At 72.8% G+C, this 24,344-nt stretch carries 18 protein-coding genes; 6 read left to right on the top strand and 12 right to left on the bottom strand.

Features of this window, described 5'->3' with window-relative positions; translation table 11 throughout:
- Positions 1-66: 66 nt before the first annotated feature.
- Positions 67-1,554 (bottom strand): helix-turn-helix domain-containing protein, encoded by a 1,488-nt coding sequence (locus ACIG47_RS22630; protein WP_397433305.1) that lies wholly within the window; start codon positions 1,552-1,554, stop codon positions 67-69.
- Positions 1,555-1,750: 196 nt separating this feature from the next.
- Between ACIG47_RS22630 and ACIG47_RS22625 the strand changes: the two genes are divergently transcribed.
- A complete protein-coding gene (locus tag ACIG47_RS22625; RefSeq protein ID WP_397433303.1) occupies positions 1,751-3,676 on the top strand; it encodes a phosphoenolpyruvate carboxykinase (GTP) in 1,926 nt (641 codons plus the stop codon).
- Positions 3,677-3,796: 120 nt separating this feature from the next.
- Here ACIG47_RS22625 and trpS read toward each other — a convergent pair whose 3' ends face one another.
- A complete protein-coding gene (gene trpS, locus ACIG47_RS22620; protein ID WP_397433302.1) occupies positions 3,797-4,891 on the bottom strand; it encodes a tryptophan--tRNA ligase in 1,095 nt (364 codons plus the stop codon).
- A gap of 205 nt (positions 4,892-5,096) precedes the next feature.
- On the opposite strand from trpS, the gene ACIG47_RS22615 reads away from it, so the two are divergent.
- The gene (locus tag ACIG47_RS22615) at positions 5,097-5,573 is read left to right on the top strand and encodes a tRNA (cytidine(34)-2'-O)-methyltransferase (protein ID WP_397433335.1); all 477 of its coding nucleotides are present in this window, start codon (positions 5,097-5,099) and stop codon (positions 5,571-5,573) included.
- A 6-nt stretch (positions 5,574-5,579) separates the two neighbouring features.
- Here ACIG47_RS22615 and ACIG47_RS22610 read toward each other — a convergent pair whose 3' ends face one another.
- The 4 genes from ACIG47_RS22610 to ACIG47_RS22595 are packed head-to-tail and all read right to left on the bottom strand — an operon-like array spanning position 5,580 to position 8,565.
- Positions 5,580-6,323 (bottom strand): VOC family protein, encoded by a 744-nt coding sequence (locus ACIG47_RS22610; protein ID WP_397433301.1) that lies wholly within the window; start codon positions 6,321-6,323, stop codon positions 5,580-5,582.
- Positions 6,324-6,365: 42 nt separating this feature from the next.
- Positions 6,366-7,034 carry a ThuA domain-containing protein gene (locus tag ACIG47_RS22605; RefSeq protein ID WP_397433299.1) on the bottom strand — a complete coding sequence of 223 codons (669 nt, stop codon included), beginning with the start codon at positions 7,032-7,034 and terminating at the stop codon, positions 6,366-6,368.
- Between the two features lie 51 nt (positions 7,035-7,085).
- Complete coding sequence (locus tag ACIG47_RS22600; RefSeq protein ID WP_397433297.1) at positions 7,086-8,057, bottom strand: NAD(P)-dependent alcohol dehydrogenase; 972 nt, start codon at positions 8,055-8,057, stop codon at positions 7,086-7,088.
- 10 nt (positions 8,058-8,067) lie between these two features.
- On the bottom strand, positions 8,068-8,565 hold the full coding sequence (locus ACIG47_RS22595) for a nitroreductase family deazaflavin-dependent oxidoreductase (protein WP_397433296.1): 498 nt from the start codon (positions 8,563-8,565) through the stop codon (positions 8,068-8,070).
- Between the two features lie 107 nt (positions 8,566-8,672).
- Here ACIG47_RS22595 and ACIG47_RS22590 point away from each other — a divergent pair, with 107 nt between their 5' ends.
- Complete coding sequence (locus tag ACIG47_RS22590; RefSeq protein WP_397433294.1) at positions 8,673-9,422, top strand: TetR/AcrR family transcriptional regulator; 750 nt, start codon at positions 8,673-8,675, stop codon at positions 9,420-9,422.
- A 15-nt stretch (positions 9,423-9,437) separates the two neighbouring features.
- Here ACIG47_RS22590 and ACIG47_RS22585 read toward each other — a convergent pair whose 3' ends face one another.
- From ACIG47_RS22585 to ACIG47_RS22570, 4 genes are all read right to left on the bottom strand, one after another.
- Positions 9,438-10,673, bottom strand: coding sequence for an NAD(P)/FAD-dependent oxidoreductase (locus tag ACIG47_RS22585; protein WP_397433291.1), 1,236 nt, complete (start codon positions 10,671-10,673; stop codon positions 9,438-9,440).
- Between the two features lie 180 nt (positions 10,674-10,853).
- Positions 10,854-11,909 (bottom strand): aldo/keto reductase, encoded by a 1,056-nt coding sequence (locus ACIG47_RS22580; protein WP_397433289.1) that lies wholly within the window; start codon positions 11,907-11,909, stop codon positions 10,854-10,856.
- A gap of 271 nt (positions 11,910-12,180) precedes the next feature.
- Positions 12,181-13,125 (bottom strand): glycoside hydrolase family 19 protein, encoded by a 945-nt coding sequence (locus ACIG47_RS22575; RefSeq protein WP_397433287.1) that lies wholly within the window; start codon positions 13,123-13,125, stop codon positions 12,181-12,183.
- A gap of 634 nt (positions 13,126-13,759) precedes the next feature.
- Positions 13,760-14,806: a LacI family DNA-binding transcriptional regulator gene (locus ACIG47_RS22570; RefSeq protein ID WP_397412947.1), complete on the bottom strand. Its 1,047-nt coding sequence runs from the start codon at positions 14,804-14,806 to the stop codon at positions 13,760-13,762.
- A gap of 297 nt (positions 14,807-15,103) precedes the next feature.
- On the opposite strand from ACIG47_RS22570, the gene ACIG47_RS22565 reads away from it, so the two are divergent.
- The 3 genes from ACIG47_RS22565 to ACIG47_RS22555 all read left to right on the top strand — a co-directional run bounded on the left by ACIG47_RS22565 (position 15,104) and on the right by ACIG47_RS22555 (position 21,170).
- Positions 15,104-17,365 (top strand): discoidin domain-containing protein, encoded by a 2,262-nt coding sequence (locus tag ACIG47_RS22565; RefSeq protein WP_397433285.1) that lies wholly within the window; start codon positions 15,104-15,106, stop codon positions 17,363-17,365.
- Between the two features lie 65 nt (positions 17,366-17,430).
- Positions 17,431-18,840 (top strand): DUF1996 domain-containing protein, encoded by a 1,410-nt coding sequence (locus ACIG47_RS22560; protein ID WP_397433284.1) that lies wholly within the window; start codon positions 17,431-17,433, stop codon positions 18,838-18,840.
- A complete protein-coding gene (locus ACIG47_RS22555; protein WP_397433282.1) occupies positions 18,837-21,170 on the top strand; it encodes a discoidin domain-containing protein in 2,334 nt (777 codons plus the stop codon). Before ACIG47_RS22560 ends, ACIG47_RS22555 begins: the two co-directional genes overlap by 4 nt.
- Before the next feature lie 103 nt (positions 21,171-21,273).
- On the opposite strand, the gene ACIG47_RS22550 is transcribed toward ACIG47_RS22555, so the two are convergent.
- Positions 21,274-22,899: a UxaA family hydrolase gene (locus ACIG47_RS22550; RefSeq protein ID WP_397433280.1), complete on the bottom strand. Its 1,626-nt coding sequence runs from the start codon at positions 22,897-22,899 to the stop codon at positions 21,274-21,276.
- 79 nt (positions 22,900-22,978) lie between these two features.
- Positions 22,979-24,328 carry an ABC transporter substrate-binding protein gene (locus tag ACIG47_RS22545; protein ID WP_397433278.1) on the bottom strand — a complete coding sequence of 450 codons (1,350 nt, stop codon included), beginning with the start codon at positions 24,326-24,328 and terminating at the stop codon, positions 22,979-22,981.
- Between the last annotated feature and the right edge of the window lie 16 nt (positions 24,329-24,344).

Raw genomic sequence — 24,344 nt, 5'->3', positions numbered from 1 at the left:
CGCTAACCCGGCGACGCCCGGAGGACTCGGCGGAATCGGACCCCCTGGACCTGTCCGACATTCGGGTCAGTCGGGGGCGTGCTTGTCGAGGAACGCGTAGACCTCGGCGTCGTCCACACCGGGAAAGGCGCCGCGTGGCAGGGCCGCGAGGATCTGCTGGTGCATGCGGCCGGACGGCCACGCCTCGCCGGACCACCGCTGGGTGAGCTCGGGCGCCGGGCGCTGGCAGCAGGCCGGGTCCGGGCACGTGGACGTGCGCCGCACCTGCGTGTCGCGGCCGCGGAACCACTTGGCGTGCGCGTAGGGCACGCCGACGGTGATGGAGAACGCGCCCGACCCTCCGTCCGGCCCGCCCGACGGCGACATGGAGCCGGTCTGGGTGGAGCACCAGAAGGTGCCCGCGGGGGTGTCGGTGTACTGGTAGAACTCGGTGGCCCGGTCGCGCCGTTCGAACGCCTCGCGGGCCGCCCACCGCCGGCAGATGAGCTGCCCCTCGATGGCCCCCGTGACGTCCTGGGGGAACGGCAGGCCGTCGTTGGCGTAGCCGCGGAAGAGGGCGCCGTCCGCCCCCACGCGCAGGAAGTGCAGCGGGATGCCGAGGTGGTGCGTGGCGAGGTTGGTGAGCCGCATCGCCGCCGCCTCGTGCGTGATGCCGAACGCGTCGCGGAAGTCCTCCACGGCGAGGTCGCGCTCGCGCTTGCGGTCCTGGAGGAACGGCACGGCCACGAACTGGGGCGCGAGGCAGGCGGCGGCGAAGTACGTGATCTCGACGCGCTGACGCAGGAACTCGCCGTACGAGCTGGGCCGGTCGTGCTCCAGCACGCGGTGCGCGAGCGCCTGGAGCGCGAGCGACCGCAGCCCGTGGCCGCCCGGGGTCGACGCCGGGGGCAGGTAGATGCGTCCGTTGCGCAGGTCCGTCACCGACCGGGCGGACCGGGGCAGGTCGTCGACGTGCAGCAGCGTGAAGCCCATCTGCTCGGCCATCCGGGCCACGGTGCGGTGGGTCAGTGCGCCGCCCGTGTACCCGGCGGCCTTGACCATCTGCTCCGCGACGGCCTCGAACTGCGGGTAGTGGTTGTCGCGGGCCTCCCGCTCCAGGCGCAGGTCGGTGTTGGCGCGGCGCGCCTCCTCGGGCGTCGCGATGGCGAGCTGCTCACGGCGGGCCAGCTCGTCGTGCAGGCCCACGAGCTGCTCCAGCACCGGCGTGGGGAGCTTCTGGCTCGGCTTGACGGCGGGCACGCCCAGGGTGGTGAACAGGGGCGAGCGCTGCGCGCGGTCGAGCGCGATCTCCAGGGCCGCGCGGCGCGACGGCGGCTCGGGGCTGAGCAGCTCGCCCATCGGCACGCCGAGGGCCTCGGCGATCGACCGGAGGAGCCCGAGCCGGGGTTCGCGCCGGCCGTTCTCCACGAGCGAGAGCAGGCTGGGTGCCGAGCCCACCTGCTCGCCCAGCGCGTCCAGCGTGAGCCCGCGTGCGGTGCGCAGGTGCCGGATGCGCCGCCCCAGCGTGATCAGGTCGGTCTCGCCGCCGGTGCTCGTGTCGCTGGTGTTCGGCATGGCTCGCTCCCTCCGTCCGCTGCGCCGTGGCCGGCCGGCCACCCCGTGCCGTGACCGGGCAGCAGGATCCCGCTCCTTCACACTACGTGAAGATCGGCGATTCTTGACAGCCGGAGGGCTGGAATTCGGGGCGATCCGCACATGAGAGTGGAAACAAGCCCGCCACCGTGGCCCGCTTTTGACGATCGGAGCGCACATGTCCGTCCTCGCGAACCCCCGCCGAACCCGGCTCGTCGCCGAGCTCGTCTCCGACGTGACCACCGAGCAGGGCTCCGCCCCCGCCGACGCGGACGCCCGGGCCGCGCGCCGCGACACGCAGGAGGCCGGACGGCAGGACGTGCGTGCCTGGGTGGCGAGCGTCGCCGAGCTCACCCAGCCGGACCGGATCGTGTGGTGCGACGGCTCGGCCGGCGAGAAGCAGCGCCTGATCGACCAGATGCTGGCCGCCGGCACGCTCGTCGGCCTGAACCCCGAGAAGCGGCCGGGCTCGTACCTGGCCCGCTCCAACCCGGCCGACGTGGCCCGTGTCGAGTCCCGCACCTTCATCTGCTCGGAGCGGGAGGAGGACGCCGGCCCCACCAACAACTGGGTGGCCCCGGCGGACATGCGCGCCGAGCTGGAGGGCGTCTTCGCCGGCTCCATGAAGGGCCGCACCATGTACGTGGTGCCGTTCTCGATGGGCCCCGTGGGCGGCCCCATCTCGCAGGTGGGCATCGAGATCACGGACTCCCCGTACGTCGTGGTGTCGATGCACGTCATGACGCGGGTCTCGGACGAGATCCTGCGCCTGATCGACGCCGGGCAGCAGTGGGTCCCCGCCGTGCACTCGGTGGGTGCGCCGCTGGCCGAGGGCGCGGCGGACGTCGCCTGGCCGTGCAACGACACGAAGTACATCGTGCACTTCCCGGAGAGCCGCGAGATCTGGTCGTACGGCTCCGGGTACGGCGGCAACGCCCTGCTCGGCAAGAAGTGCTTCGCGCTGCGCATCGCCTCGGCGATGGCCCGCGACGAGGGCTGGCTCGCCGAGCACATGCTGCTGATCCGCATCACCTCGCCCGAGCAGCGTCAGTACCACCTGGCCGCGGCCTTCCCGAGCGCGTGCGGCAAGACCAACCTGGCGATGCTGCAGCCCACGATCCCGGGCTGGACGGTCGAGACCCTGGGCGACGACATCGTGTGGATGCGCCCCGGCCCGGACGGCACGCTGCGCGCCATCAATCCCGAGGCCGGCTTCTTCGGTGTCGCACCCGGTACGGGCATCGACACCAACCCGACGGCCGTGGCCACGTTCGACCGCGACACCATCTTCACCAACGTGGCGCTCACCGACGACGGCGACGTCTGGTGGGAGGGCCTGACGCCGGAGCCCCCGGCGCACCTGACCGACTGGCAGGGCAACGACTGGACGCCGGACTCCGGGACCCCTGCGGCGCACCCGAACTCCCGCTTCACGGTGGCCGCCGCACAGTGCCCCACCATCGCGGACACCTGGGAGGACCCGGCCGGCGTGCCGGTCGACGCGATCGTGTTCGGTGGGCGCCGCGCCACCAACGTGCCCCTCGTGGCCCAGTCGTTCGGCTGGGAGCACGGTGTGTTCATGGGCGCGACCATCTCCTCGGAGCGGACCGCCGCCGCCGAGGGTGCCCTCGGTGAGCTGCGCCGCGACCCCTTCGCGATGCTCCCGTTCTGCGGCTACAACATGGCCGACCACTGGGCGCACTGGCTGGAGGTCGGCGCGGGCATCGAGGAGTCGAAGCGCCCGCGGATCTTCCAGGTCAACTGGTTCCGCAAGGGCGACGACGGCCGCTTCCTCTGGCCCGGGTTCGGCGAGAACTCGCGTGTCGTCGAGTGGATCGTGGGCCAGGTCGAGGCCGGCCGCGGCCTGCGGCCCGACGACGCCGCGGTCAGCTCGCCCGTGGGCCTGCTGCCCGCGCCGGGCACGCTGAACCTGACCGGCCTGGACGTGCCGGACGCCGATCTCGCCGCCCTGTTCGACGTCCCCGCCGGGCCCTGGCTCGCCGAGGCCGACCTGACCGAGGAGTTCTTCGCGCAGTTCGGCGACCACACGCCGGCTGCCCTGCGCGACCAGCTGGACGCCCTGCGGGAGCGACTGGCCCGATGAGCTTCGGGCGGTCGGCGGCGCGACCTTCCCGGGTGGCTACCCGTCGCGCCGCCGGCCGCCCGAACAGGCTTCCCCGGCCGGGTTATTGAGGCATCCCGGCCGGGGAGCTCCCCTGCCTGCTCAGTACCGCATCCCCATCAGCCCGCGCACGTCGTCGAGCGTGCGGTCCGCGATCTCGTTCGCCCGGGCGTTCCCGCGCGCGAGCACGTCCGCGAGGTACCGCGGGCCCGCGGAGGCGAGCTCCCGGCGTCGGGCCCGCAGCGGACGCAGGCCCTCGACCACCGCCTCGGTGACCAGTGCCTTGAGCCGCCCGGCGCCCGCGGGACCGACCTCGTCGGCGAGCGCCTCCGGTGACGTGCCGGAGAAGTGCGCGCCGATCCGGAGCAGGTTCGCGATCTCGGGCCGGCGCTCGGGCTCGTAGGTGATCGTGCGGTCGGCATCGGTCCTGGCGCGCTTGAAGTAGGCCGCGGTCTGGTCCTCCGACGCGCGCAGCTCCAGGGCGTTCCCCCGCGACTTCGACATCTTGACCCCGTCGTCGCCCAGCACGGTGAGGGACGGCGTCACGAGTGCGTCGGGCTCCGCGAAGTATGGGCGCGCCGCCGCGTAGCGCTGGTTGAACCGCCGGGCGACGGTGCGCGTGATCTCCAGGTGGGGCAGCTGGTCGGCGCCGACCGGCACCAGGTTGCCGTGGCAGAACAGGATGTCGGCCGCCTGGTGCACCGGGTAGGTGAGCAGCAGGCCGCTCGTGCCCCGGCGGCCCTGCGCGGCCGAGGCCTCCGCCTCGGCCTTCACGGTCGGGTTGCGCTCCAGCTCCGCGACGCTCACCAGGGAGAGGAACGGCAGCAGGAGCTGGTTCAGGGCGGGCACCGCCGAGTGGGTGAACACGGTGCTGCGCGCGGGGTCCACGCCGGCCGCGAGGTAGTCGAGCAGCACCTCACGGACGGTGGCGGGCAGGTCCCCGGCGTCGTCCCGGTCGGTGATGACCTGGTAGTCGGCGACGATCAGGAACACCTCCACACCCAGGTTCTGCAGCCGCACGCGGTTGGCGACGGTACCGAGCAGGTGGCCCAGGTGCAGCGCCCCGGTGGGGCGGTCGCCGGTCAGTACGCGGTACCCGGCGGGGTTGCGAGCGACGAGGTGCTCCAGCTCGGCGCTGCGTTCCCGGGCGGCCGCGACGGCGGGCGTGGGTGCTCCGGGTGAGGTGATGACGGACATGCGGGTCTCCTTGGTGAGGGAGCCGCCCGTGCGCGACGTCGGGTACGACGACAGAAGTCCCGGCTGCGGCGGGCAGCTCGGGACTTCGGTGCGGGTGGGCGCGTCAGGTCACGGCTGCGAGTGCAGCCGCCACCAGCTCAGCCCGTGCGTCATGCTCCCAGGCTACAGCGACAATGGACGGGTGCCGCACTCCGCTGACGCCCCCATGCCGCCCCCGCTCGCCCACATCGTGTACTTCGAGCCGCGCATCCCCGGCAACACCGGTTCCGCGATCCGGCTGGCGGCGGTGACGGGCGCACGCCTGCACCTGGTGGAGCCGCTGGGCTTCGACCTGTCGGAGGCCAAGCTGAAGCGCGCGGGCCTCGACTACCACGACCTCGCCGTCATGGACGTGCACCCCTCGCTCGATGTCGCGCTCGACGCGCTGCCGGACGCCCGGGTGTTCGCGTTCACGACCCGCGCGACCACCCGGTTCACCGACGTGGCGTACCGGTCCGGAGACGTGCTGCTGTTCGGCCCGGAGCCCACGGGCCTGCCGCCGGAGGCGCTGGCGCACCCGCGCGTCACGGACGAGCTGCGCATCCCGATGCTGCCCGGCCGGCGCTCGCTCAACCTGACGAACGCGGCGTCGATCGCGGTGTACGAGGTGTGGCGCCAGCTCGGCTTCGCCGAAGGCGCGTGACGCCGCCTACGGACGCACCACCAGCACGCGGCCCGGGGCCAGCTCGTACCGACCGGGCACGACGCCGGGGCTCGCCGGCCCGGCCTGCGCGACCACGGTGACGGGCGGCTCGCCCGCCACCCGGTCGGACGTCGGGAACCAGGTCCGGCCCGGGCTCACCAGGATCAGCATGCCGTCGACGTGCCCCGCCGGGGTGAACGTCGCCGACCCGTCGGGGTAGCGGCCGATCCCCGCCCGGGCGAGCCGGTCGGCGGTGCCCACGACGTCGGGCACCGCGATGCCCACCTCGCTCACGGACAGCAGGTCCGCCGGGCCGAACGGGAGGAGCTGAGCGCCGGGTGCGGCCGGGCTCGAGGCCTTCGCCCCCGGTGCGGTCCCGGCGCTCAGCGGCTGGGGCAGATCACGGCGGGCGATGACCTCGAGGACCGACCGGTCCGGACCGGGGAAGTACAGCGAGCGTGCGTTCCACGCGGGCTGCGCCTCGAACTCGGTGCGGTCGCCGTCGGCCAGGAGGCCGGGGCCGGCCTGGAGGAAGGCCCGGGCGGCGTCGAGACGCGCGTCGTCGACGAGGAACGCGAGGTGCTGGTCGCCCTCGGCGTCCGGGTCCTCGCGGAACCGGACGACCGATCGACCGAGCGTGACCTCCACCGCCCGGATCTCCTTCCGGACCGGCAGCCCGAGGACCGTCTCGTAGTACGCGGCCGTCTCCGCGATCGATCGGGTCACCGTGTCGACGCTCGTGATCTGCATGCGGCTCAGCCAACAACCTCAACAAGGGTTGAGGTCAAGTGGTCAGGAGAGCAGCCAGGACACCGCCCGGCGCAGCAGGGCGCGGTGGCTCTCCGCGGCGTAGGAGCGGACGTCGTGCCCGAGCGCCGAGTACACCGTGCGACCTCCGTGCGCCTCGGTGACCCACAGGACGGGGTGGGCGGCGGCGGCGTCGTCCCGTGTGGTGCCGAGGATCCGGGCGTCCGGGGTGGTGCGGAGGTGGCAGTACCGCTCGTCGAAGGCCTCGACGGCGGCCAGCCCGTCCGTGACGGGATGCCCGTGCGCCAGGTCGAAGCGGGCCTCGCCGATCGGCGGGTGCATCGACTCGCCCGGGATCCAGCGGCCGCCCAGCACCGCCTCCCAGTCCGGAGCGTCGTAGAACGTGTTGGCCGCCTGGTGCAGGCCGAGCAGCGCGCCGCCGGACCGCGCCCAGCCGGCGAGCCGGGCGTGGACGCCGAGCCAGTCGTCGTCCGAACCGTCGAACTCCGGGTCCCGGCGGCCCGTGCCGCTGTTCACCACGAGCAGGTCGTCGGGGCCCAGGTCGTCGAGCGCGTCCCGGAACAGCCCGCGCACCTCCACGGCGCCCAGGTCACCGATCAGGCCGGCGACCGCGTGCGACGTCGCCGCGTGGTCGTGCCAGGGGTCCTCGTACCGTCCGCGGCCGGCGAGGATCAGGATGCGACGTTGCGTCATACAGGGATCCTCCCACTCCGTGGCGAGGCCCGGACCGGGCCCGGCCGGCCCTCACGGGAGCACCAGGATCTTGCCGCGGGCCGCGCCGGAGGCCAGGCGCCGGAAGGCCTCCGCCGCCTCGTCGAGGGGGTACCGCCGGTCGACGACGGGCCGTACCCCGCCGGAGGCGAGCAGCGCGGCCAGCTCGTCGAGGTCGGACCGGCGGTTCGGGCGCCAGACGAACGTGCCCATGCGGACGCCCGTGAGGCCGCCCACCACGGGTCCGAGCAGGGCCTTCTCCGCGAACGACCCGATCCGCCGCGCCACGAGCACGTACCGGCCGCCGGGCGCCAGGCACCTGCGGAGGCTCAGCAGCGACCGCGTGTCGGCGATGTCCACCACCACGTCGAACCTGCGCCGGCCCCGGGTGACGTCCTCGCGCGTGTGGTCGACCACCTCGTCGGCGCCCAGGTCGCGGAGGAACGGGAGCTTGTCCCCGTGGTCGACGGCGGTGACCACGGCGCCCCGCGCCTTCGCCAGCTGCACCGCGAACGGGCCCACGCAGCCGCCGGCACCGTTGACCAGCACCCGCTCGCCCGGCCGGACCGGGCCGACCGAGCGCAGGGCCTGCAGCGCGAGCGCGCCCGAGTGCGGTGCGGTCGCGGCGACGTCGAACGGCACGTCACCGGGCAGCGGCGTCAGGGCCGACGCCGCCACGCGTACCCGGTCGGCGAGCGCGCCGTGCCCGCTGTCGAACAGGTCCGCCCAGACACGGTCGCCCGGCCGGAACGCGGTGACCCCCGGGCCGACGGCCTCGACCGTGCCCGCCAGGTCGACGCCGACGCGACGGTTCACGGGCCGCCGCAGGCCCGTGGCGATGCGGGCGATCCGCGGGCGACCGAGCAGGTGGTCGAGGTCGGCGGTGTTCAGCGACGCGGCGCGGACCCGGACCACGGCCTCACCCCCGCCCGGCACGGGTACCTCGACGGCTGCCACGCGCAGGACGTCGGCCGGCCCGTACCGCTCGCGGACGACGGCTCTCACCAGGTCCCCCTCACCGTGCGCCGCCCGACGCGACCGCCGCACGCTCCAGCACCAGGAAGTCCGTGACGCGGAAGAGGCGGGCGATCCGGCGGTCACCGGCGGGCAGGTGGGGCAGCGCCTCCGCCGCGTCGACCACCCGCGGGGTCACCTGGTGCACCCGGCCGTCGGTCATCAGCTCCGCGGTACCCGCCGCGCGGATGTTGCGCACCCAGTCGGCGTCCGCGCCGTACGGGAGGAAGACCAGGAAGTCGTCGCCCACCGGGTAGGTCCCGATCGGGGTCGCGTAGGGCGCGCCCGACCTGCGCCCGACGTGCCGGATCACCGCGTACTCCGAGCCGGCCTCCCCCGCGTGCCGCATGGCCTGCCTGTTGGTGAACCGCCGGTTGAACCGGCGGACCATGCCGAGTCCGCGCGGGTTCTTCGAGCGCATGACCAGCACGATCGCGAGGACGCCGGCCAGCAGCAGCGCCACCACCCCGAGGAGCGTCCAGAGAATCCAGCCCCACATGACGTACCGCCTTCCGGTCGCAGCCTTACGTTGTAAGCCTTACGCCGTAAGGTAGAGCCGGCGCACCACCGCGTCAAGGGTGAAGGGCGACGTAGGATCGCGGGACCATGACTTCCCGGCAGAGAGCGGCGACCGCACCACGCAGCGCCCTGACGCGCGCCCGCGTGCTCGGCTCGGCCGTCGCCCTCGCGGACCGCGACGGGCTCGGGGCGCTCACGATGCGCAGCCTCGCCCGGGAGCTCGGCATCGAGGCGATGTCGCTGTACCACCACGTCTCGAACAAGGAGGATCTGCTCGACGGCGTGGTCGACGTCGTCGCCGGGGAGATCCAGGAGGCCGTGGGCCGGCTCGACCCGCTGCCCGACGACGCGCCGCCGTCCGCCTGGCGGTCCGCCGTGCGCCGGCAGATCCTCACGGCGCGCGCCGTCCTGCTGCGGCACCCGTGGGCCACGACCGTCCTGGAGTCGAGGACGTCGTTCAGCCTGCACGTGGTGCGCTACTACGACTCGCTGCTCGGGCTGATGCGGCGCGGCGGCCTCTCGTACGACCTGATCCACCATGCCATGCACGCCCTCGGCAGCCGTGCCCTCGGGTTCTCGCAGGAGCTCTTCGAACCGGACGGCGCCACGGCGGGCTCCGCAGCCGGTGGCGCCGCCACCGAGGGTGCCGACGCCACCGCCACCGCACTGCTGGAGCAGATGGCCGACCAGGTGCCGCACATGGTCGAGATGCTGGCGGAGGTGGGCCATGAGGAACCCGGCCAGACCCTCGGCTGGTGCGACGACCAGACCGAGTTCGAGTTCGGCCTCGACCTCATCCTCGACGGGCTGGAGCGGCTCGCCGCGGACCAGCGGTAAGCCGCCCCGGCCCGCTCACCGCAGCGGATCGAAGGGCAGGATCTCCTGAGGCGTCCGCCCCGTCGTGATCTGCTCCGCCAGCGCCCGCCCGGTCGCGGGCCCCAGCACCATGCCCCACATGCCGTGACCGCCAGCCACGTAGACCCCCGGGGCGGCCGTCCGGCCCACGAGCGGCAGCCCGTCCGGGGTCACCGGCCGGGAGCCCACCCACTCGTCGGCCCGGGAGTCCAGGTCCACGCCCTCGAACAGGTCGCGGACCGAGCGCACGATCGCCCGGACACGGCCGGGCTGGAACGGCTCGTCCGGCCCGCGGAACTCCATGGTGCCCGCCACGCGCAGCCGTCCCTGGTACGGCGTGCAGGCCACCCGCCGGGCCGGGAAGTACACCGGGTGGTCGATCGGCGGTCCCTCCACCGGCACGCTGAACGAGTAGCCCCGTCCCGCCTGCACCCGGGTCCGGACGCCCAGCGGGCGCACCAGCTCGGGGAGCCAGGCCCCGGTGGCGACCACGACGGCGTCGGCCCGCACCGTGTCGTGACCGTTCACGGCGACCTCGGTGCCGCCCGGCACCGCGCGCACGGCCGTGACCCGGGCGTCGGTGAGCACCTTCGCCCCGCGGGCGCTGACCGACGTCGCCAGCGCCTCCACGTACGGCCCGGGCTCGATGTACCGCTGCCCCTCGAGCGACCAGACCGACCGCACCGCTCGGGAGAGGTGCGGCACGCGGACGCCGTCGGGCACCCGGGAGAGCCGCACCTCCTGGCCGGCCTTGGCCACGTTGCGCAGCTCGTGCACGAACGGGACCGACTGCCGCTCGTGCTCGAACGCGACCACCCAGCGGCTGGGGTAGGACGTCGCGTGCACGCCACCGGCCTCGAGCTCGTCGTAGGCCTCGAGCGCCACCCGGTCGATCGGCGTGAGGGCGGCCATCGCGCGCTGCCACGCGCCGGGCGTCGCGTGCGCCATGAACCGCGCGACGAAGCCCCACAGGGCACGGTCGAAGCGGAACGGCACGCTGAGCGCGGCGTCGGGGTCGAGCATCGCCCGGGGGCCGTAGGCCCAGAGCGACGGGTCGGCCAGCGGCATCGCCATGCCGGGCGTGAGCCACCCGGCGTTGCCCCAGGAGGCCCCGGCCGCGACGCCGTGCCGGTCGAGGATCGTCACCTCCACGCCGCGTTCCTGCAGGTGCCACGCGGTGGAGAGACCGACCATGCCGGCCCCTACGATGATGGCGCTCTTCGTCTCGGGCACGCTTGTTGCTCCTTCTCGCGAGTGCAGTACCTGCCAGTACCCCTCCCCGTCGAGCGGCGGTCGCCCTCATCGTCCGCCCGACGGGTCGATTCGGCGCGACCTTCCCGTGAAGTGCGGCCGAACAGGGTGTGTGGGATCGGCGGCGCGGCGCCGGACGCGACGCCGCACCGGCCCGCCCGTTCAGCCGAGCGGCTGCGCCAGGGGCTCGATCGCGGCGATCTCGTCGTCACCGAGGGGGCCCGCCGCGAGCGCCGCGACGTTGTCCTCGAGCTGCGCCACCGACGACGCGCCGATCAGTGCCGACGTCACGCGCTCGTCCCGCAGCACCCAGGCGAGGGCGAGCTGCGCGAGGGTCTGGCCGCGTCCCGCGGCGATCTCGTTGAGCGCCTTGGCGCGGCTCAGGTAGTCGTCGGTGAGTGCGCGGTCGGAGAGGAACGGCGAGTCGGTGCGCGCCGCCCGGGACCCGGCCGGGGCCGCACCGGCGAGATACTTGCTGGTCAGGAGGCCCTGCTGGAGCGGCGAGAACACGATGGTGCCGACGCCGAGCTCGCCGACGACGTCGAGCAGGGCCTCGCTCTGCACCCCGTCGTAGCCGTCCTCGTGCGCGGGGTTCTCGATGTGCCGGTTGAACATCGAGTAGGACGGCTGGTGGATGAGCAGCGGCACGCCCAGCTCGCCGAGGATCCGCGCGGCGTCACGCGTACGGGCCGGCGAGTAGTTGGAGACGCCGACGTACAGCGCCTTGCCCTGCCGGACCGCCGAGGCCAGGGCACCCATGGTCTCCTCGAGCGGGGTCGAGGGGTCCGGCCGGTGGTGGTAGAAGACGTCCACGTAGTCCACGCCCATGCGGGTCAGCGACTGGTCCAGGCTGGCCAGCAGGTACTTGCGCGAGCCGTGGTCGCCGTACGGGCCGGGCCACATGTCGTAGCCCGCCTTCGTGGACAGGACCAGCTCGTCGCGGTAGGGCCGCAGGTCGGCGGCGAGGTGCCGGCCGAAGTTCTCCTCGGCGGAGCCGTAGGGCGGGCCGTAGTTGTTGGCCAGGTCGAAGTGCGTGACGCCCAGGTCGAGGGCACGGCGCAGGATGGCGCGCTGGGTGTCGAACGGGCTGGTGTCGCCGAAGTTGTGCCACAGCCCCAGGGACAGCGCGGGCAGGTCGAGCCCGGAGCGTCCGGTGCGGCGGTAGGTCATGGTCTCGTAGCGGTCGTCGGCTGCGAGATACCGGGGTGCGAGAGGCATGGGGTCATCGTGGCACGAAGACCGTGGCGGCCTGGACATCGGCCGGGCGGCTCGGGTCGGCCAGGCCGGCCGGGCCTGCTCGGACCGGCTCGGACCGGCTCGGACCGGCTCGGACCGGCTCGGACCAGCTCGGACCAGCTCGGACCAGCTCGGACCAGCTCGGACCAGCTCGGACCAGCTCGGACCGGCTCGGACCGGCTCGGAGAGCTGACCATGCGGTTGCTGCCAGGACGGGTCTTGATCTGGCAGCAACCGCATGGTCGGCAGGGGGTCAGCAGTAGAGGTTGCCGCCCGGGTCCACGCCCAGGGCGCTCGTGAAGCGCAGGTAGGTGTCGACCCGGCTCTGGACCTGTGCCGGGTTGCCGCCGTTGCACTCGATGGCGCCGTTGATGCTGCGGATGGTCTCACCGAAGCCCGCGCCGTTGACGATCGCGTTGTGCGGCGTCATGGTGCCCGGACCGTTCTGCGTGTTCCAGTACCAGAGGCCGGTCTTCCAGGCGATGGCCGAGTTGGTCTGCACCAGGTTCGGGTTGTTGAGCAGGTCGATGCCGAGGGCGTCGCCCGCCGCCTTGTAGTTGAAGTTCCAGCTGAGCTGGACCGGGCCACGGCCGTAGTACTTGTCGTGGCCAGCCGGGCAGCCGTAGGGCTGGGTCGTGTCGCAGTAGTGCGGGTAGTTGGCGGTGTTCTGCTCGACGATGTGCACCAGACCGCCGGTCTCGTGGGAGACGTTGGCGAGGAAGGCGGCCGCCTCACGCTTCTGGACGGTCTCGCTGCCGCTGTTGGCGAACCCGGGGTACGCGCTGAGCGCGTCGACGAGGCCCGCGTAGGTGTAGAACGAGTTCCGGTTCGGGAAGAACGAGTTGAACTGGGCCTGGCTTACCGGGAACGCGTCGGTGCCGGGCGGGTCGACAGGCGGCTCGCCGCCGTCGCACGTGCCGACGCGCTCCCAGACGCCCCACTCACCCGTGGTGCCGGGTGTCTCCCCCTGGGTCCACCACTTGGCGCGCCAGGCCGCGCCCCCGTAGGTGACCAGGTTGCCGCCGACATAGACGGCGCTGCTGCTCCAGGCGGCGGCGGTGCAGTCGGCGACCGCGGCCGGGGCGGGAGCCGGGGCGTCGGCGACGGGCGCGGCCGCACCGGGGACTGCCACGGCACCTGCGGTGAGGAGCGCGGCGACAAGGCTGGTGACGAAGAGCGGTACGCGACGAGATCTCATGGGGAACCACCTCGCTTCGGGTCCTGGGCCGCCGCGGACGACGGCGACCGATTTGTTCAGGAACCTAGCAAGGTACGTCCAGCCGGGTCGTGAGGGATTCCCACACGGGTACCCGTACGTGCCCGGCGGGAGACGACAGCGGGGGGTTCGGTCAGCTGCCGCCCGGTTCGGTCCGTTGCCCCGGACCGGTCTGCGGCGGCGGTTTCGTTCTGCGGCGGCGGTTTCGGTCTGCTGCCGCAGGTTCGGTCGGCTGCCGCAGTTCGGTCTACTGCTGCGCGTGTTGGTCAGTTGCCGCGGGCGGTGTTCGGTCGGCTGCCGCGTGTCGGCCTGCCGTCGCGCATGTTCGGTCGACTGCCGCGGGTGGTGTTCGTTCAGCTGCCGCGTGCTCGGCCTGCCGCCGCGCATGTTCGGTCAGTTGCCGCGCATGTTCGGTCAGTTGCCGCGCATGTTCGGTCAGTTGCCGCGCATGTTCGGTCAGTTGCCGCACGTATCGGTCGGCTGCTCCGAGATCGGTCCATCGACAGGCCGATCTCGGGGCAACGGACCGAACACGCCACCGTTGCGGCCAGCATCACGCCCAGCAGCCCCCCAGCACCACGCCGCCGCCGCCGCGACCAGCATCACCCCCAGCCGCTCACGCCGAGTCCCGCACCACCAGCGTCGGCTCGAAGATCGACGAGCGCACCGCCGGCTCGTCGGCGTCGATCTGCTCCAGCAGCATCCGCGCCATCTCCTGGGCCATCTGCTCCACGGGCTGGCGGACGGTCGTCAGCCGGGGCCGGGTCTGCACGGCGACGGGGCTGTCGTCGAACCCGACGATCGCGACGTCGTCGGGCACGCGCCGGCCGTTGGCCTGCAGCACGTGGATCGCACCCTGGGCCATGAGGTCGTTCGAGACGAAGATCCCGTCCAGGTCCGGGGCCACGGTGAGCAGCTCGGCCATCGCCGCCTCACCGCTCTCGAACGTGAACGACCCCGCGACGCTCGGGACGAACGCGTGCCCGCGCCGGGCCGCCGCGTCGCGGAAGCCCTCCAGGCGGTCCCGGGCGGAGGGCACGTCGAGCGGCCCCGAGATCACGCCGAGCGCGCGGCGGCCCCGGTCGAGCAGGTGGTTCGCGGCCAGGCGGGCGCCGTCGGCGTTGGCCAGGTCGACGTAGCTGGCCGGGATCGGATGCCCGGGCCGCGCGAAGAGCACGATCGGGCGGCCGGTGCCGATCAGCCCCTCGGGGAGCGGGTCGTCCGCGTAGGTGGAGACCAGCAGGGCGCCGTCCGCGTTGCCGAACCGCAGGTAGGAGACGACCTGGGCCCGGGTCTGCTCGTCGTCGGCGAACATCAGGACCGGGTGCACGTCGTGCGGGCGCAGCGTCCGCACGAGCGACCCGACCACCCGCCCGAAGAACGGGTCCGAGAAGACGCCCGAGAGGTCGAGCTCCCCCTCGGGATCGGCGTCCGCGCCCGAGATGACGACGGCGACCGTACCGGTGCGTCGCGTCACCAGGGACCGCGCGGCCCGGTTGGGCACGTAGCCCGTCTCGGCCACCGCCTCCAGCACGACCTCCTGGACCGCCGGCGCCACCTTGCGCTTGCCGTTGATGACGCGGGACACGGTCGCGCGCGAGACGCCGGCGACCTTCGCCACGTCCTCCAGGGTCGGCGCCGCACGCCGCGGGTCCTTGCTCACAGGCCGACGGTAACAGAGTAAGAGCGCTCTCCGAGCGAGCCGCGCCGGGTGACCTCTCCACTCAGCCTGGGATGCAGCAAGGTGCACCAGACGCCAACAAAACAGGTAATGAAGCCGATAAACAGAGACGGCCAAGGGGTCCCAGACCCTTGACGCTCGACCGAGCACGGGTCGAGGATGAGCCGGGTAAGAGCGCTCTCCCACTCGCGACGCACTGGAGCGTCGCGCTCGCAGGCTCAACGACGAACCGCGCCACGGCCGCTCTGCCCGGCCGAGCAGCGGACGGAGAGGAACACCATGACCACCACCGGATCACCCGGTACGCCGGTCGCCGGCCCCCGACGCACCACGCACGCCACCCGGACCAGGCACGGGCGCGCCACCGTCGCGGCCCTGGCGGCCGGGCTGCTGGCCACGGCGGCGCTCGTCGTGCCCGCCACGACGGCGCAGGCCGAACCGGTCCTGCTGTCGCAGGGCCGGCCCGCGACGGCGTCGTCGGTGGAGAACCCCGACTACACGCCCGCGAGCGCCGCCGTCGACGGCGACCTGACCACCCGCTGGGCCAGCGAGTTCAGCGACCCGCAGTGGATCCGGGTCGACCTGGGTCGCCCGGCCACGCTCGACCGTGTCGAGCTGGTGTGGGAGGCCGCGTACTCGACGGCGTACCAGTTCCAGGTCTCGGCGGACGGCGCTGCGTGGTCCACCGTGTACTCGACCACGTCGGGCGACGGCGGCACCGACGCGTTCGACGTCGAGGGGACGGCCCGGTACGTGCGGCTCCTGTCGACCGCCCGCTCGGGCGGGTACGGCAACTCGCTGTGGGAGCTGCGCGTCTTCGGCGAGGGCGATGGCAGCACCGATCCGGGCGGGCCGGCCTACGTGGACCCGGGCCACCCGGACGTCCCGGTCCGGGACTCGGGCCCGAGCACCGTCGAGGTGGTGGGCGGCAACGGCGACTGGGACCTCCAGGTGGACGGGCAGCCGTACACGGTCCGCGGCTTCACCTGGGGCCCGGCGTTCAGCACGGCCGACCACTACATGCCGACGCTCACGGCGATGGGCGCCAACACGATCCGCACGTGGGGCACCGGGGCGGACACCCGCCAGCTCCTGGACTCGGCCGCGGCCCACGACGTCCGCGTCGTGATGGGTTTCTGGCTGCTGCCCGGCGGCGGCCCGGGGTCGGGCGGCTGCATCGACTACCGCACCGACGCCACCTACAAGGCGAACACCAAGGCCGACATCCTCAGTCAGGTCGCGGCGTACAAGGACCACCCGGGCGTGCTCATGTGGAACATCGGCAACGAGTCGCTGCTCGGCCTGCAGAACTGCTACTCGGGCACCGACCTGGAGCAGATCCGCAACGCGTACGCGGCGTTCGTCAACGAGGTGAGCGTGGCCGTGCACCAGGCCGACCCGAACCACCCGACCACCAGCACCGACGCCTGGGTGGGCGCCTGGCCGTACATCGAGCGCAACGCCCCCGACCTGGACCTGCTCTCGGTCAACGCGTACGGCGACCTGTGCAACGTGCCCGCGGCCTGGGAGGCCGGCGGCTACGACCGGCCGTACCTCATCACGGAGGGCGGCGCGGCCGGCGAGTGGGAGGTGCCGGACGACGCCAACGGCGTCCCGGACGAGCCCACCGACCTCGAGAAGGAGCAGGCGTACGTCGACTCGTGGCGCTGCCTGCGGGAGCACGACGGCGTCGCGCTGGGCGCCACGTTCTTCCACTACGGCATCGAGGGCGACTTCGGCGGCGTGTGGTTCAACGTGATCCCCGGTGACAACCGGCGCCTCGGCTACTACTCGATCGCGCGTGCCTGGGGCGTCGACACCTCCGGCATGAACACCCCGCCGCGCATCACCGCGATGAACGTCCAGGGCGCGACGGCAGTGTCCGCGGGCGAGGAGTTCACGGTCAGCGTGGACGTGACCGACCCCGACGGCGACCCGATCGACGCCAACGTGATGCTGAACAGCAAGTACGTCAACAACGCGGGCGGCATCGCGCAGGCGCAGTTCACGCAGACGGCGCCGGGCACGTTCCGGGTCACGGCACCCGAGATGCTCGGCGTCTGGAAGGTCTATGTGTTCGCCGAGGACGGGCACGGCAACGTGGGCGTGGAGACGAGGTCGTTCCGCGTCGTCGCGCCGCCGGTCGACGGGACGAACATCGCGCGCGGCAGGACGGCGACGGCCTCGAGCTTCGACCCGTGGAACGGCGACTGGACGCCCGGCCGCGCCGTCGACGGCGACGCCACGACGCGGTGGGCCAGCGAGTGGGGCCCGTCGGCGTGGTGGCAGGTGGACCTCGGGTCGGTGCAGTCGTTCGACCACGTGCAGCTCGTCTGGGAGACGGCCTACGGCAAGTCCTACCAGGTGCAGACGTCGAACGACGGGAACACCTGGACCACGGTCCGGACGGTCACGGGCGGCAACGGCGGCGTCGACAGCCTCGACGTCCAGGGCAGCGGCCGGTACGTGCGGCTCAACCTCACCGAACGCGGCACGGAGTGGGGCTACTCGCTGTACGAGGTCGGCGTCTACCAGCAGTGACAGACCAGCAGTGACAGATCAGCAGTGACAGGTCAGCACGGCACACCTGCGAAGAAGGAGGAACCATGCGCACGACCCTCAGCAGACCCCGCGTGCTCGCGGGCGCACTCGCCACGGCCCTGCTCGCCTCGACCCTGAGCGCAGCGGGCACGATCGGCGCCACCACCGCCGTCGCCGAGCCGAACACCCTGCTCTCGCAGGGTGCGCTCACGGCCGCGTCCAGCTCGGAGTCCGCGGGCCTCGGCCCGCGCTTCGCGGTGGACGGCGACCGGTCCACCCGCTGGGCCAGCGCCCCCACGGACGACGAGTGGATCCGGATCGACCTGGGGCAGTCCTACGCCCTGGACCACGTCGCCCTGGAGTGGGAGGCCGCGTACGGCGCGGCGTTCACGATCCAGGTCTCGGTCGACGGCGCCGCCTGGACCACCGTCGTCACCGAGGGTGCCGGGACCGGCGGCACGGAGGTCTACGACATCACCGCGACCGGCCGCTACGTGCAGCTCGTCGGCACGGCCCGCGGCACCGGCTACGGCTACTCGCTCCTGGAGCTCCAGGTGTTCGGCGACGGCGAGGCGGGCGGGCCGGAGGACCCGCCGCCGTTCCCCGGCGACGAGGTGACCCACCACGAGTTCCAGGCGAACTGCACCTTCTCGCACTTCCTGCCGGACGACTCGATCGTCTACCCGAACCAGCCGGGCCGGTCGCACCTGCACACGTTCATCGGCAACCGCTCGACGGACGCCTTCACCACGCCGACGAGCCTGCACGCGATGCCGGAGAGCACCTGCACGGTACCCCAGGACCACTCCGCGTACTGGTTCCCGGCCATCACCAGGGCGGGCGTGCCGGTGGAGCCGAACATCCCGCTGACCGTCTACTACAAGTCGGGGATCGACGACTACCGCGACGTGGTGCCGTTCCCGGAGGGGCTCCAGTTCGTGACCGGCGACATGATGGCGACGGTGGACGAGTTCCGCACCGCGCCGGGCGCCGTCGAGGGCTGGGAGTGCGGCGACATCTCCAAGAGCTGGGAGATCCCGGCGTACTGCCCCGAGGGGACGCAGCTCAACATCCGGTACCAGGCGCCGAGCTGCTGGGACGGGATGCACCTGACGCCGGAGGAGTCGGCGCACATGGGCCACGGCTCGCACATGGCGTACCCCGTGGCGGGCCAGTGCCCGATGAGCCACCCCGTCGCGGTGCCGATGCTGGAGTTCAAGATCGCGTGGCCGGTCAGCGGCGACATGTCCGACGTCGCGCTGGTGAGCGGGTCAGACCAGTCGTGGCACTACGACTTCGTCAACGCCTGGGACCCCGAGGTGCTGCGCCGGCTGGTGGAGCACTGCATCAACGGCGGCCTCCAGTGCAACCCGCGGGGCTACGACCTGTACAAGCCGCACCGGGGCACCGTGCTCGACGAGAACTACGAGCTGGTGCCCGAGACCACGGCAGCACGTGAGGAGGTGGCGTCGTGAGGGCCGTCCCCAGCGGTGCGCACGGGGCCGGCACACGGGCCTGGCTGGCTGCCGCGGCGGTCGCGGCGTGCGTCGCGGCCCCGCTGACGGCGGCGGCCGCGCCGGTTCCCGGGACGACGGCGCGGCCGGCGTCGGCGTCGGTCCAGGCACCCGTCCCGGCGTCGGCGTCGGTCCAGGCACCCGTCCCGGCGTCGGCGTCGGTCCAGGCACCCGTCCCGGCGTCAGTCCCGGCGTCAGGGCCGGACCAGGCGGCGGCTGCCGCCTGCGGGAGCACGAACGTGGCGCTCGGGCGGCCGGCGACGGCATCGTCGACGGAGGGTCCGTTCGGCGCGGCGTCGGCCGTGGACGGCGACCCCGGTACCCGCTGGGCCAGCGAGTTCAGCGACCCGCAGTGGATCCGCGTGGACCTCGGTTCCGTGCAGGACCTGTGCCGGGTCGACCTGTCCTGGGAGGCCGCGTACGGCAAGGGGTTCCGGATCGAGGCCTCGGACGACGGCTCCGCGTGGCGCACCCTGACGACGGTCACGAACGGGACCGGCGGCAACCAGTCGCTGGAGGTCACGGGGTCGGGCCGGTACGTACGGCTCACCGGCACGGAGCGGGGCACGGGGTACGGCTACTCGCTCTGGGAGCTCAAGGTGTTCGCCGGCGAGGGCGGCACCACGCCCGGCGACCCGATCCCGGGCGGCGGCGACCTGGGCCCGAACGTGCACGTCTTCGGCCCGGACACGCCGACGGCCCAGGTCCAGGCGGCGGTCGACGCCGTCTACGACCAGCAGGAGGCGGACCAGTTCGGCGATGGGCGGCACCAGTTCCTCTTCGAGCCGGGCACCTACCCGGTGCACGTCAACGCCGGTTTCCACACCTCGATCTCCGGCCTGGGGACGAGGCCCGACGACGTGAACATCACGGGCGGTGTCTGGGCCGACGCCGAGTGGTTCGAGGGCAACGCCACGCAGAACTTCTGGCGGTCGGTCGAGAACCTGGCCGTGACGCCGTCGGGCGGGGACATGCGGTGGGCCGTGTCGCAGGCGGCGCCCATGCGGCGCGTGCACGTCAAGGGCAACCTCATGCTGCACTCGTCGCGGTACGGCTGGGCGTCGGGCGGGTACATCGCCGACTCGGTGGTCGACGGGCAGGTCCGCGCCTGGACGCAGCAGCAGTGGTACACCCGCGACTCGACGCTCACGGGCGGCTGGGCCGGGACGCTGTGGAACATGGTGTTCTCCGGCACCGAGAACGCCCCGCCGACGTCGTTCCCCGAACCCGCGGTGACCACCCTGGACACCACCGGCGTCATCCGCGAGAAGCCGTACCTGTACCTCGACGGGGACGACTACGCGGTGTTCGTGCCGGCACACCGGGCCGGCACGCGGGGCGCGACCTGGGACGGCGGGACGACGTCGGGCACCTCGATCCCGCTGGACCAGTTCTACGTGGCCCGGCCCGGCGACTCCGCGGAGCGGATCAACCAGGCGCTCGACCAGGGGCTGCACCTGCTGCTCACGCCGGGCGTCTACGAGACCACCGGGACCATCGAGGTGGACCGTGCCGACACCGTGGTGCTCGGGCTCGGGTACGCCACGATCGTGCCGACGGCCGGGCAGACGGCGATGCGGGTGGGTGACGTGGACGGCGTGCGCGTGGCGGGCGTGCTCTTCGACGCCGGCGCGGCCGAGTCGCCGTCCATGCTCACCGTGGGCACGGCGGGGTCGACGGCGGACCACGCGGACGACCCGATCTCGCTGCACGACGTGTTCGTCCGTGTGGGCGGGGCACACGCCGGGCGCGTGGACCAGGCGATCGTGGTCAACGCCGACGACACGATCGTGGACCACATCTGGTCGTGGCGGGGCGACCACGGCGACGGCGTCGGCTGGGACGTGAACACCGCGCGCAACGGGCTCGTGGTCAACGGCGACGACGTGGACGGGTACGGGCTCTTCGTCGAGCACTACCAGGAGTACAACACCCTGTGGACCGGGGAGCGCGGCCGCACGATCTTCTACCAGAACGAGCTGCCGTACGACCCGCCGAACCAGGCCGCGTGGAACCACGACGGCATCCAGGGCTGGGCGGCGTACAAGGTCGCGGACGGCGTGACGCAGCACGAGGCGTGGGGGCTGGGGTCGTACTGCGTGTTCACCTCGGACGCGTCGATCACCTCGGACAACGGGTTCGAGGTGCCGGTCACGTCGGGCGTGCGGATGCACTCGCTGCTCACCGTGTCGCTGGGCGGGGTGGGCACATACGAGCACGTGATCAACGGCGTCGGCCCGCGCGCGGCGGGCACGGAGACGATCCCGGCGAAGGTGGTGAGCTACCCCTGACCCTGCCCGGACGACCATGCCCGGACGACCATGCACCTGCTGCCAGAACCAGGACCTGCCTGGCAGCAGGTGCATGGTCGTCTCCAGGGGGCCGCGGCAGCCGTCAGGTGACCGCGCCGATGTGCCAGGGGATGAACTCCTCGGCGCCGATCTCCAGCTCCTCGCTGACCGTCTGCTCCCCCGAGGCGACGGCGAGGACGCGGTCGAAGATCTGCCGGCCCACCTCGGCGACGGTCGCGGTGCCGTCCACGACCACGCCCGCGTTGATGTCCATGTCCTCGGACATCGCCGAGTACATCGGGGTGTTGGTGGCCACCTTGATGGACGGCGTCGGGCGGCACCCGAACACCGAACCGCGTCCGGTGGTGAAGACGACGACGTTCGCGCCGCCCGCGACCAGGCCCGTCACGGACACCGGGTCGTAGCCCGGGGTGTCCATGAAGCCGAACCCGGTCTCCGTGATCGGCTCGGCGTACTCGTACACGGCGCCCAGGTCGGCCTGCCCGCCCTTGGCCACCGCCCCGAGGGACTTCTCCAGGATGGTGGTCAGCCCGCCGGCCTTGTTGCCCGGTGAGGGGTTGTTGTCCAGGGTGCCGCCGCCCGCGGCGACGTAGCCGCGCCACCAGTCGATCCGGTCCAGCAGCTTCTTCGCCACGGCGGGTTCGGTCGCCCGTGCGGTGAGCAGGTGCTCCGCGCCGTAGACCTCGGGCGTCTCGGCCAGCACGGACGTGGCGCCGTAGGCGACCAGGCGGTCCGAGGCCCAGCCCAGGGCCGGGTTCGCGGTGATGCCGGAGTAGCCGTCCGACCCGCCGCAGTTCAGGGCGAGGACCAGCTCGGACACGTCGCACTCGACGCGTTCGCGCTGGTTGACCAGAGGCAGCAGCTCGCGGACGGCGGCCACTCCGGCACGGACCGAGGCCCGCACGCCGCCGGCCTCCTGGATGGTCAGGGAGCGCACCACGGTGTCGTCCGGGATGGCCGCGAGCAGCCCGGACCGTCGCTCGTCGGGGGCACCGATCCCGGGCATCCCCAGGTCGGCGACCTGACCCGAGCGGGCCGACAGCGCGGCGCCCGGCACCATCTCGCAGCCCAGCCCGAGCACCAGCAGGCCCGCGACGTTCGGGTGCGCGGCGTACCCGCGCAGGGTGCGCAGCAGGATCTGCCCGCCCTCGGAGTCCGGGACCAGGCCGCAGCCCGAGGTGTGGGTCAGGGCGATCACGCCGTCCACGTTCTCGAACTCGTCCAGCGCCGCGCCGCGGAACTGGTCGGCGATCATCTTCGCCGTCGAGGCCGAGCAGTTCACGCTGGTCAGGATCGCGACGAAGTTCCGGGTCCCCACGCGGCCGTCGGCCCGGCGGTAGCCGCGGAAGGTGGGCCGGGGCTCGTCGTCGGGCACCGGGAGGTGCGTGTGCGTGCCGCCCAGCGGCGCCTCCCGCTGGGTCTCCTCGAACCCGAGGTTGTGGGAGTGCACGTGGTCGCCGACCGCGATGTCGGCGGTGGCCACCCCGATGACCTGCCCGTACTTGCGCACCGGGCCGCCCGCGGACACGGCCCGCAGCGCGACCTTGTGCCCGCGCGGCACCGCCTGGCGGACGTCGACCGGACCGGTCCCGGGAGCCTCGGGCGTCTCGCCCGGGCTCAGGTCCCGCGTGGCGACGGCGACGTCGTCCCCGTCCCGCAGCACGAGCAGTTCCTGTGACACGTGAGACCTCCCGTTGAACCGTTTCATCCTACCGAGACGACGTCGAGTGCGGATCTTCGCCCTCGCAGAGGCTCTGCCAGGGCGAAGATCCCGCACTCGACGTCGGTCAGTTCGAGATGGCCGCCGTGACCTCTTCCGTGAACTGGGTGGCCGCCTCCTGCGTGGTGAGGCGCTCGAAGAGGACCTCCGTGTTGATGCGCTCCATGATGTCGGCGAGCTCGGCCGAGCCGTGCGGCGGGACGGGCGGGGTGTCGACGATCTCGTCCTCGATGTCCGCCATGAAGTCGGCCATCTTCTGGTCGGTGGGCGACAGGTCGCCCAGGATCGCCTCGCGCACGTCGGCGTTCGCCGGCAGGCCGCGGTCGGTCAGCATGATCTTCGCGGCCTCCTCGGAGTTCAGCATGAAGTCCACGAACTTCGCGGACGCCTCCGGGTACTCGGTGTCCGCGGAGACCGAGTAGAACATGGCCGGCTTGTAGTACATACCGGTGCGCTCCCCCTCGGTCTCGCCGGGCAGGCGCAACAGCTCGAGCTCGTGACCCGACGACTCGGTCAGCGCGCCGAGCTGGTTGGTCCACCAGACCCCCATGGCCCCCTGGTTGGTGCCGAGCAGGCCGCCCTCCGGCCCGGCCGCCTGGTACTCGACGGTGCGGGCGGCGTCCGGCTGACCACCGCCCGCCATGAGGTCGAGCGAGACCTGGAAGAAGTCCGCGACGGTCTCCTCGGAGACGCCGAGCTCGCCGTCCGGCGTGAACAGGGTCTCGCCGCGCTGGCGCGCCAGCACGTTGAGGCCGGCCTCGTTGAAGCCGTAGTCCTGCGTGCCCCAGACGCCGTCGCCCGCACCGTCGGCGACGGCGTTCGCGGTGGTCACGTAGTCCTCCCACGTCCAGGTGCTGTCGTCCGGCACGTCGACGCCGGCGTCGGCGAAGATCTCCGGGTCGGCCACGAGCGCGTAGGCGTTGATGCCGGTCGGGATGCCGTACTGCGTGCCCTCGATCTGCCCGCCCGCCAGGACGCCGTCGTCCACCTTCGAGGTGTCGATGTCGAGCGTGCCCAGGTCGGCCAGCACGTTCTTGGTCGAGTAGTCGGAGATGTAGCGCTCCTCCTGGGTGATGACGTCGGGGGTGTCGCCCGCGGCCACCGAGGTGGCGAGCTTGTCCCAGTAGCCGTCCCAGTCGGTGAAGTCGGGGACCACGGTGATGTCCGGGTTCTCGGCCTCGAAGGCCTCGATGATCTGCTGCGTCGACTCGTGGCGGGTGTCGGAGCCCCACCACGCGAAACGGATCTCGCAGGGGCACTCCTCGGCGGCGGCCGGGGCGTCGTCGCCGCCTCCGCCGATGCCCGAGTCGCCGCCCCCGCAGGCCGCGAGGGTCAGGGCGACGGCCGCGATGCCCGCGGCCGAGGACGTGATCCTCCTGCCGCGTCGCGCAGGTCGTCCGGTACGGGTGATGCTCATGTGCTTCTCCTTCGGT

Source organism: Promicromonospora sp. NPDC052451, assembly GCF_044547525.1.
Classification (GTDB): Bacteria; Actinomycetota; Actinomycetes; order Actinomycetales; family Cellulomonadaceae; genus Promicromonospora.
This window is presented reverse-complemented; position numbering and strand designations above follow the sequence as displayed.

Coding starts and splice junctions, on each gene's coding strand:
- ACIG47_RS22630 (WP_397433305.1), bottom strand. CDS start 1,554: ATGCCGAACACCAGCGACACGAGCACCGGCGGCGAGACCGACCTGATC.
- ACIG47_RS22625 (WP_397433303.1), top strand. CDS start 1,751: ATGTCCGTCCTCGCGAACCCCCGCCGAACCCGGCTCGTCGCCGAGCTC.
- trpS (WP_397433302.1), bottom strand. CDS start 4,891: ATGTCCGTCATCACCTCACCCGGAGCACCCACGCCCGCCGTCGCGGCC.
- ACIG47_RS22615 (WP_397433335.1), top strand. CDS start 5,097: ATGCCGCCCCCGCTCGCCCACATCGTGTACTTCGAGCCGCGCATCCCC.
- ACIG47_RS22610 (WP_397433301.1), bottom strand. CDS start 6,323: ATGCAGATCACGAGCGTCGACACGGTGACCCGATCGATCGCGGAGACG.
- ACIG47_RS22605 (WP_397433299.1), bottom strand. CDS start 7,034: ATGACGCAACGTCGCATCCTGATCCTCGCCGGCCGCGGACGGTACGAG.
- ACIG47_RS22595 (WP_397433296.1), bottom strand. CDS start 8,565: ATGTGGGGCTGGATTCTCTGGACGCTCCTCGGGGTGGTGGCGCTGCTG.
- ACIG47_RS22590 (WP_397433294.1), top strand. CDS start 8,673: ATGACTTCCCGGCAGAGAGCGGCGACCGCACCACGCAGCGCCCTGACG.
- ACIG47_RS22580 (WP_397433289.1), bottom strand. CDS start 11,909: ATGCCTCTCGCACCCCGGTATCTCGCAGCCGACGACCGCTACGAGACC.
- ACIG47_RS22575 (WP_397433287.1), bottom strand. CDS start 13,125: ATGAGATCTCGTCGCGTACCGCTCTTCGTCACCAGCCTTGTCGCCGCG.
- ACIG47_RS22565 (WP_397433285.1), top strand. CDS start 15,104: ATGACCACCACCGGATCACCCGGTACGCCGGTCGCCGGCCCCCGACGC.
- ACIG47_RS22560 (WP_397433284.1), top strand. CDS start 17,431: ATGCGCACGACCCTCAGCAGACCCCGCGTGCTCGCGGGCGCACTCGCC.
- ACIG47_RS22550 (WP_397433280.1), bottom strand. CDS start 22,899: ATGAAACGGTTCAACGGGAGGTCTCACGTGTCACAGGAACTGCTCGTG.
- ACIG47_RS22545 (WP_397433278.1), bottom strand. CDS start 24,328: ATGAGCATCACCCGTACCGGACGACCTGCGCGACGCGGCAGGAGGATC.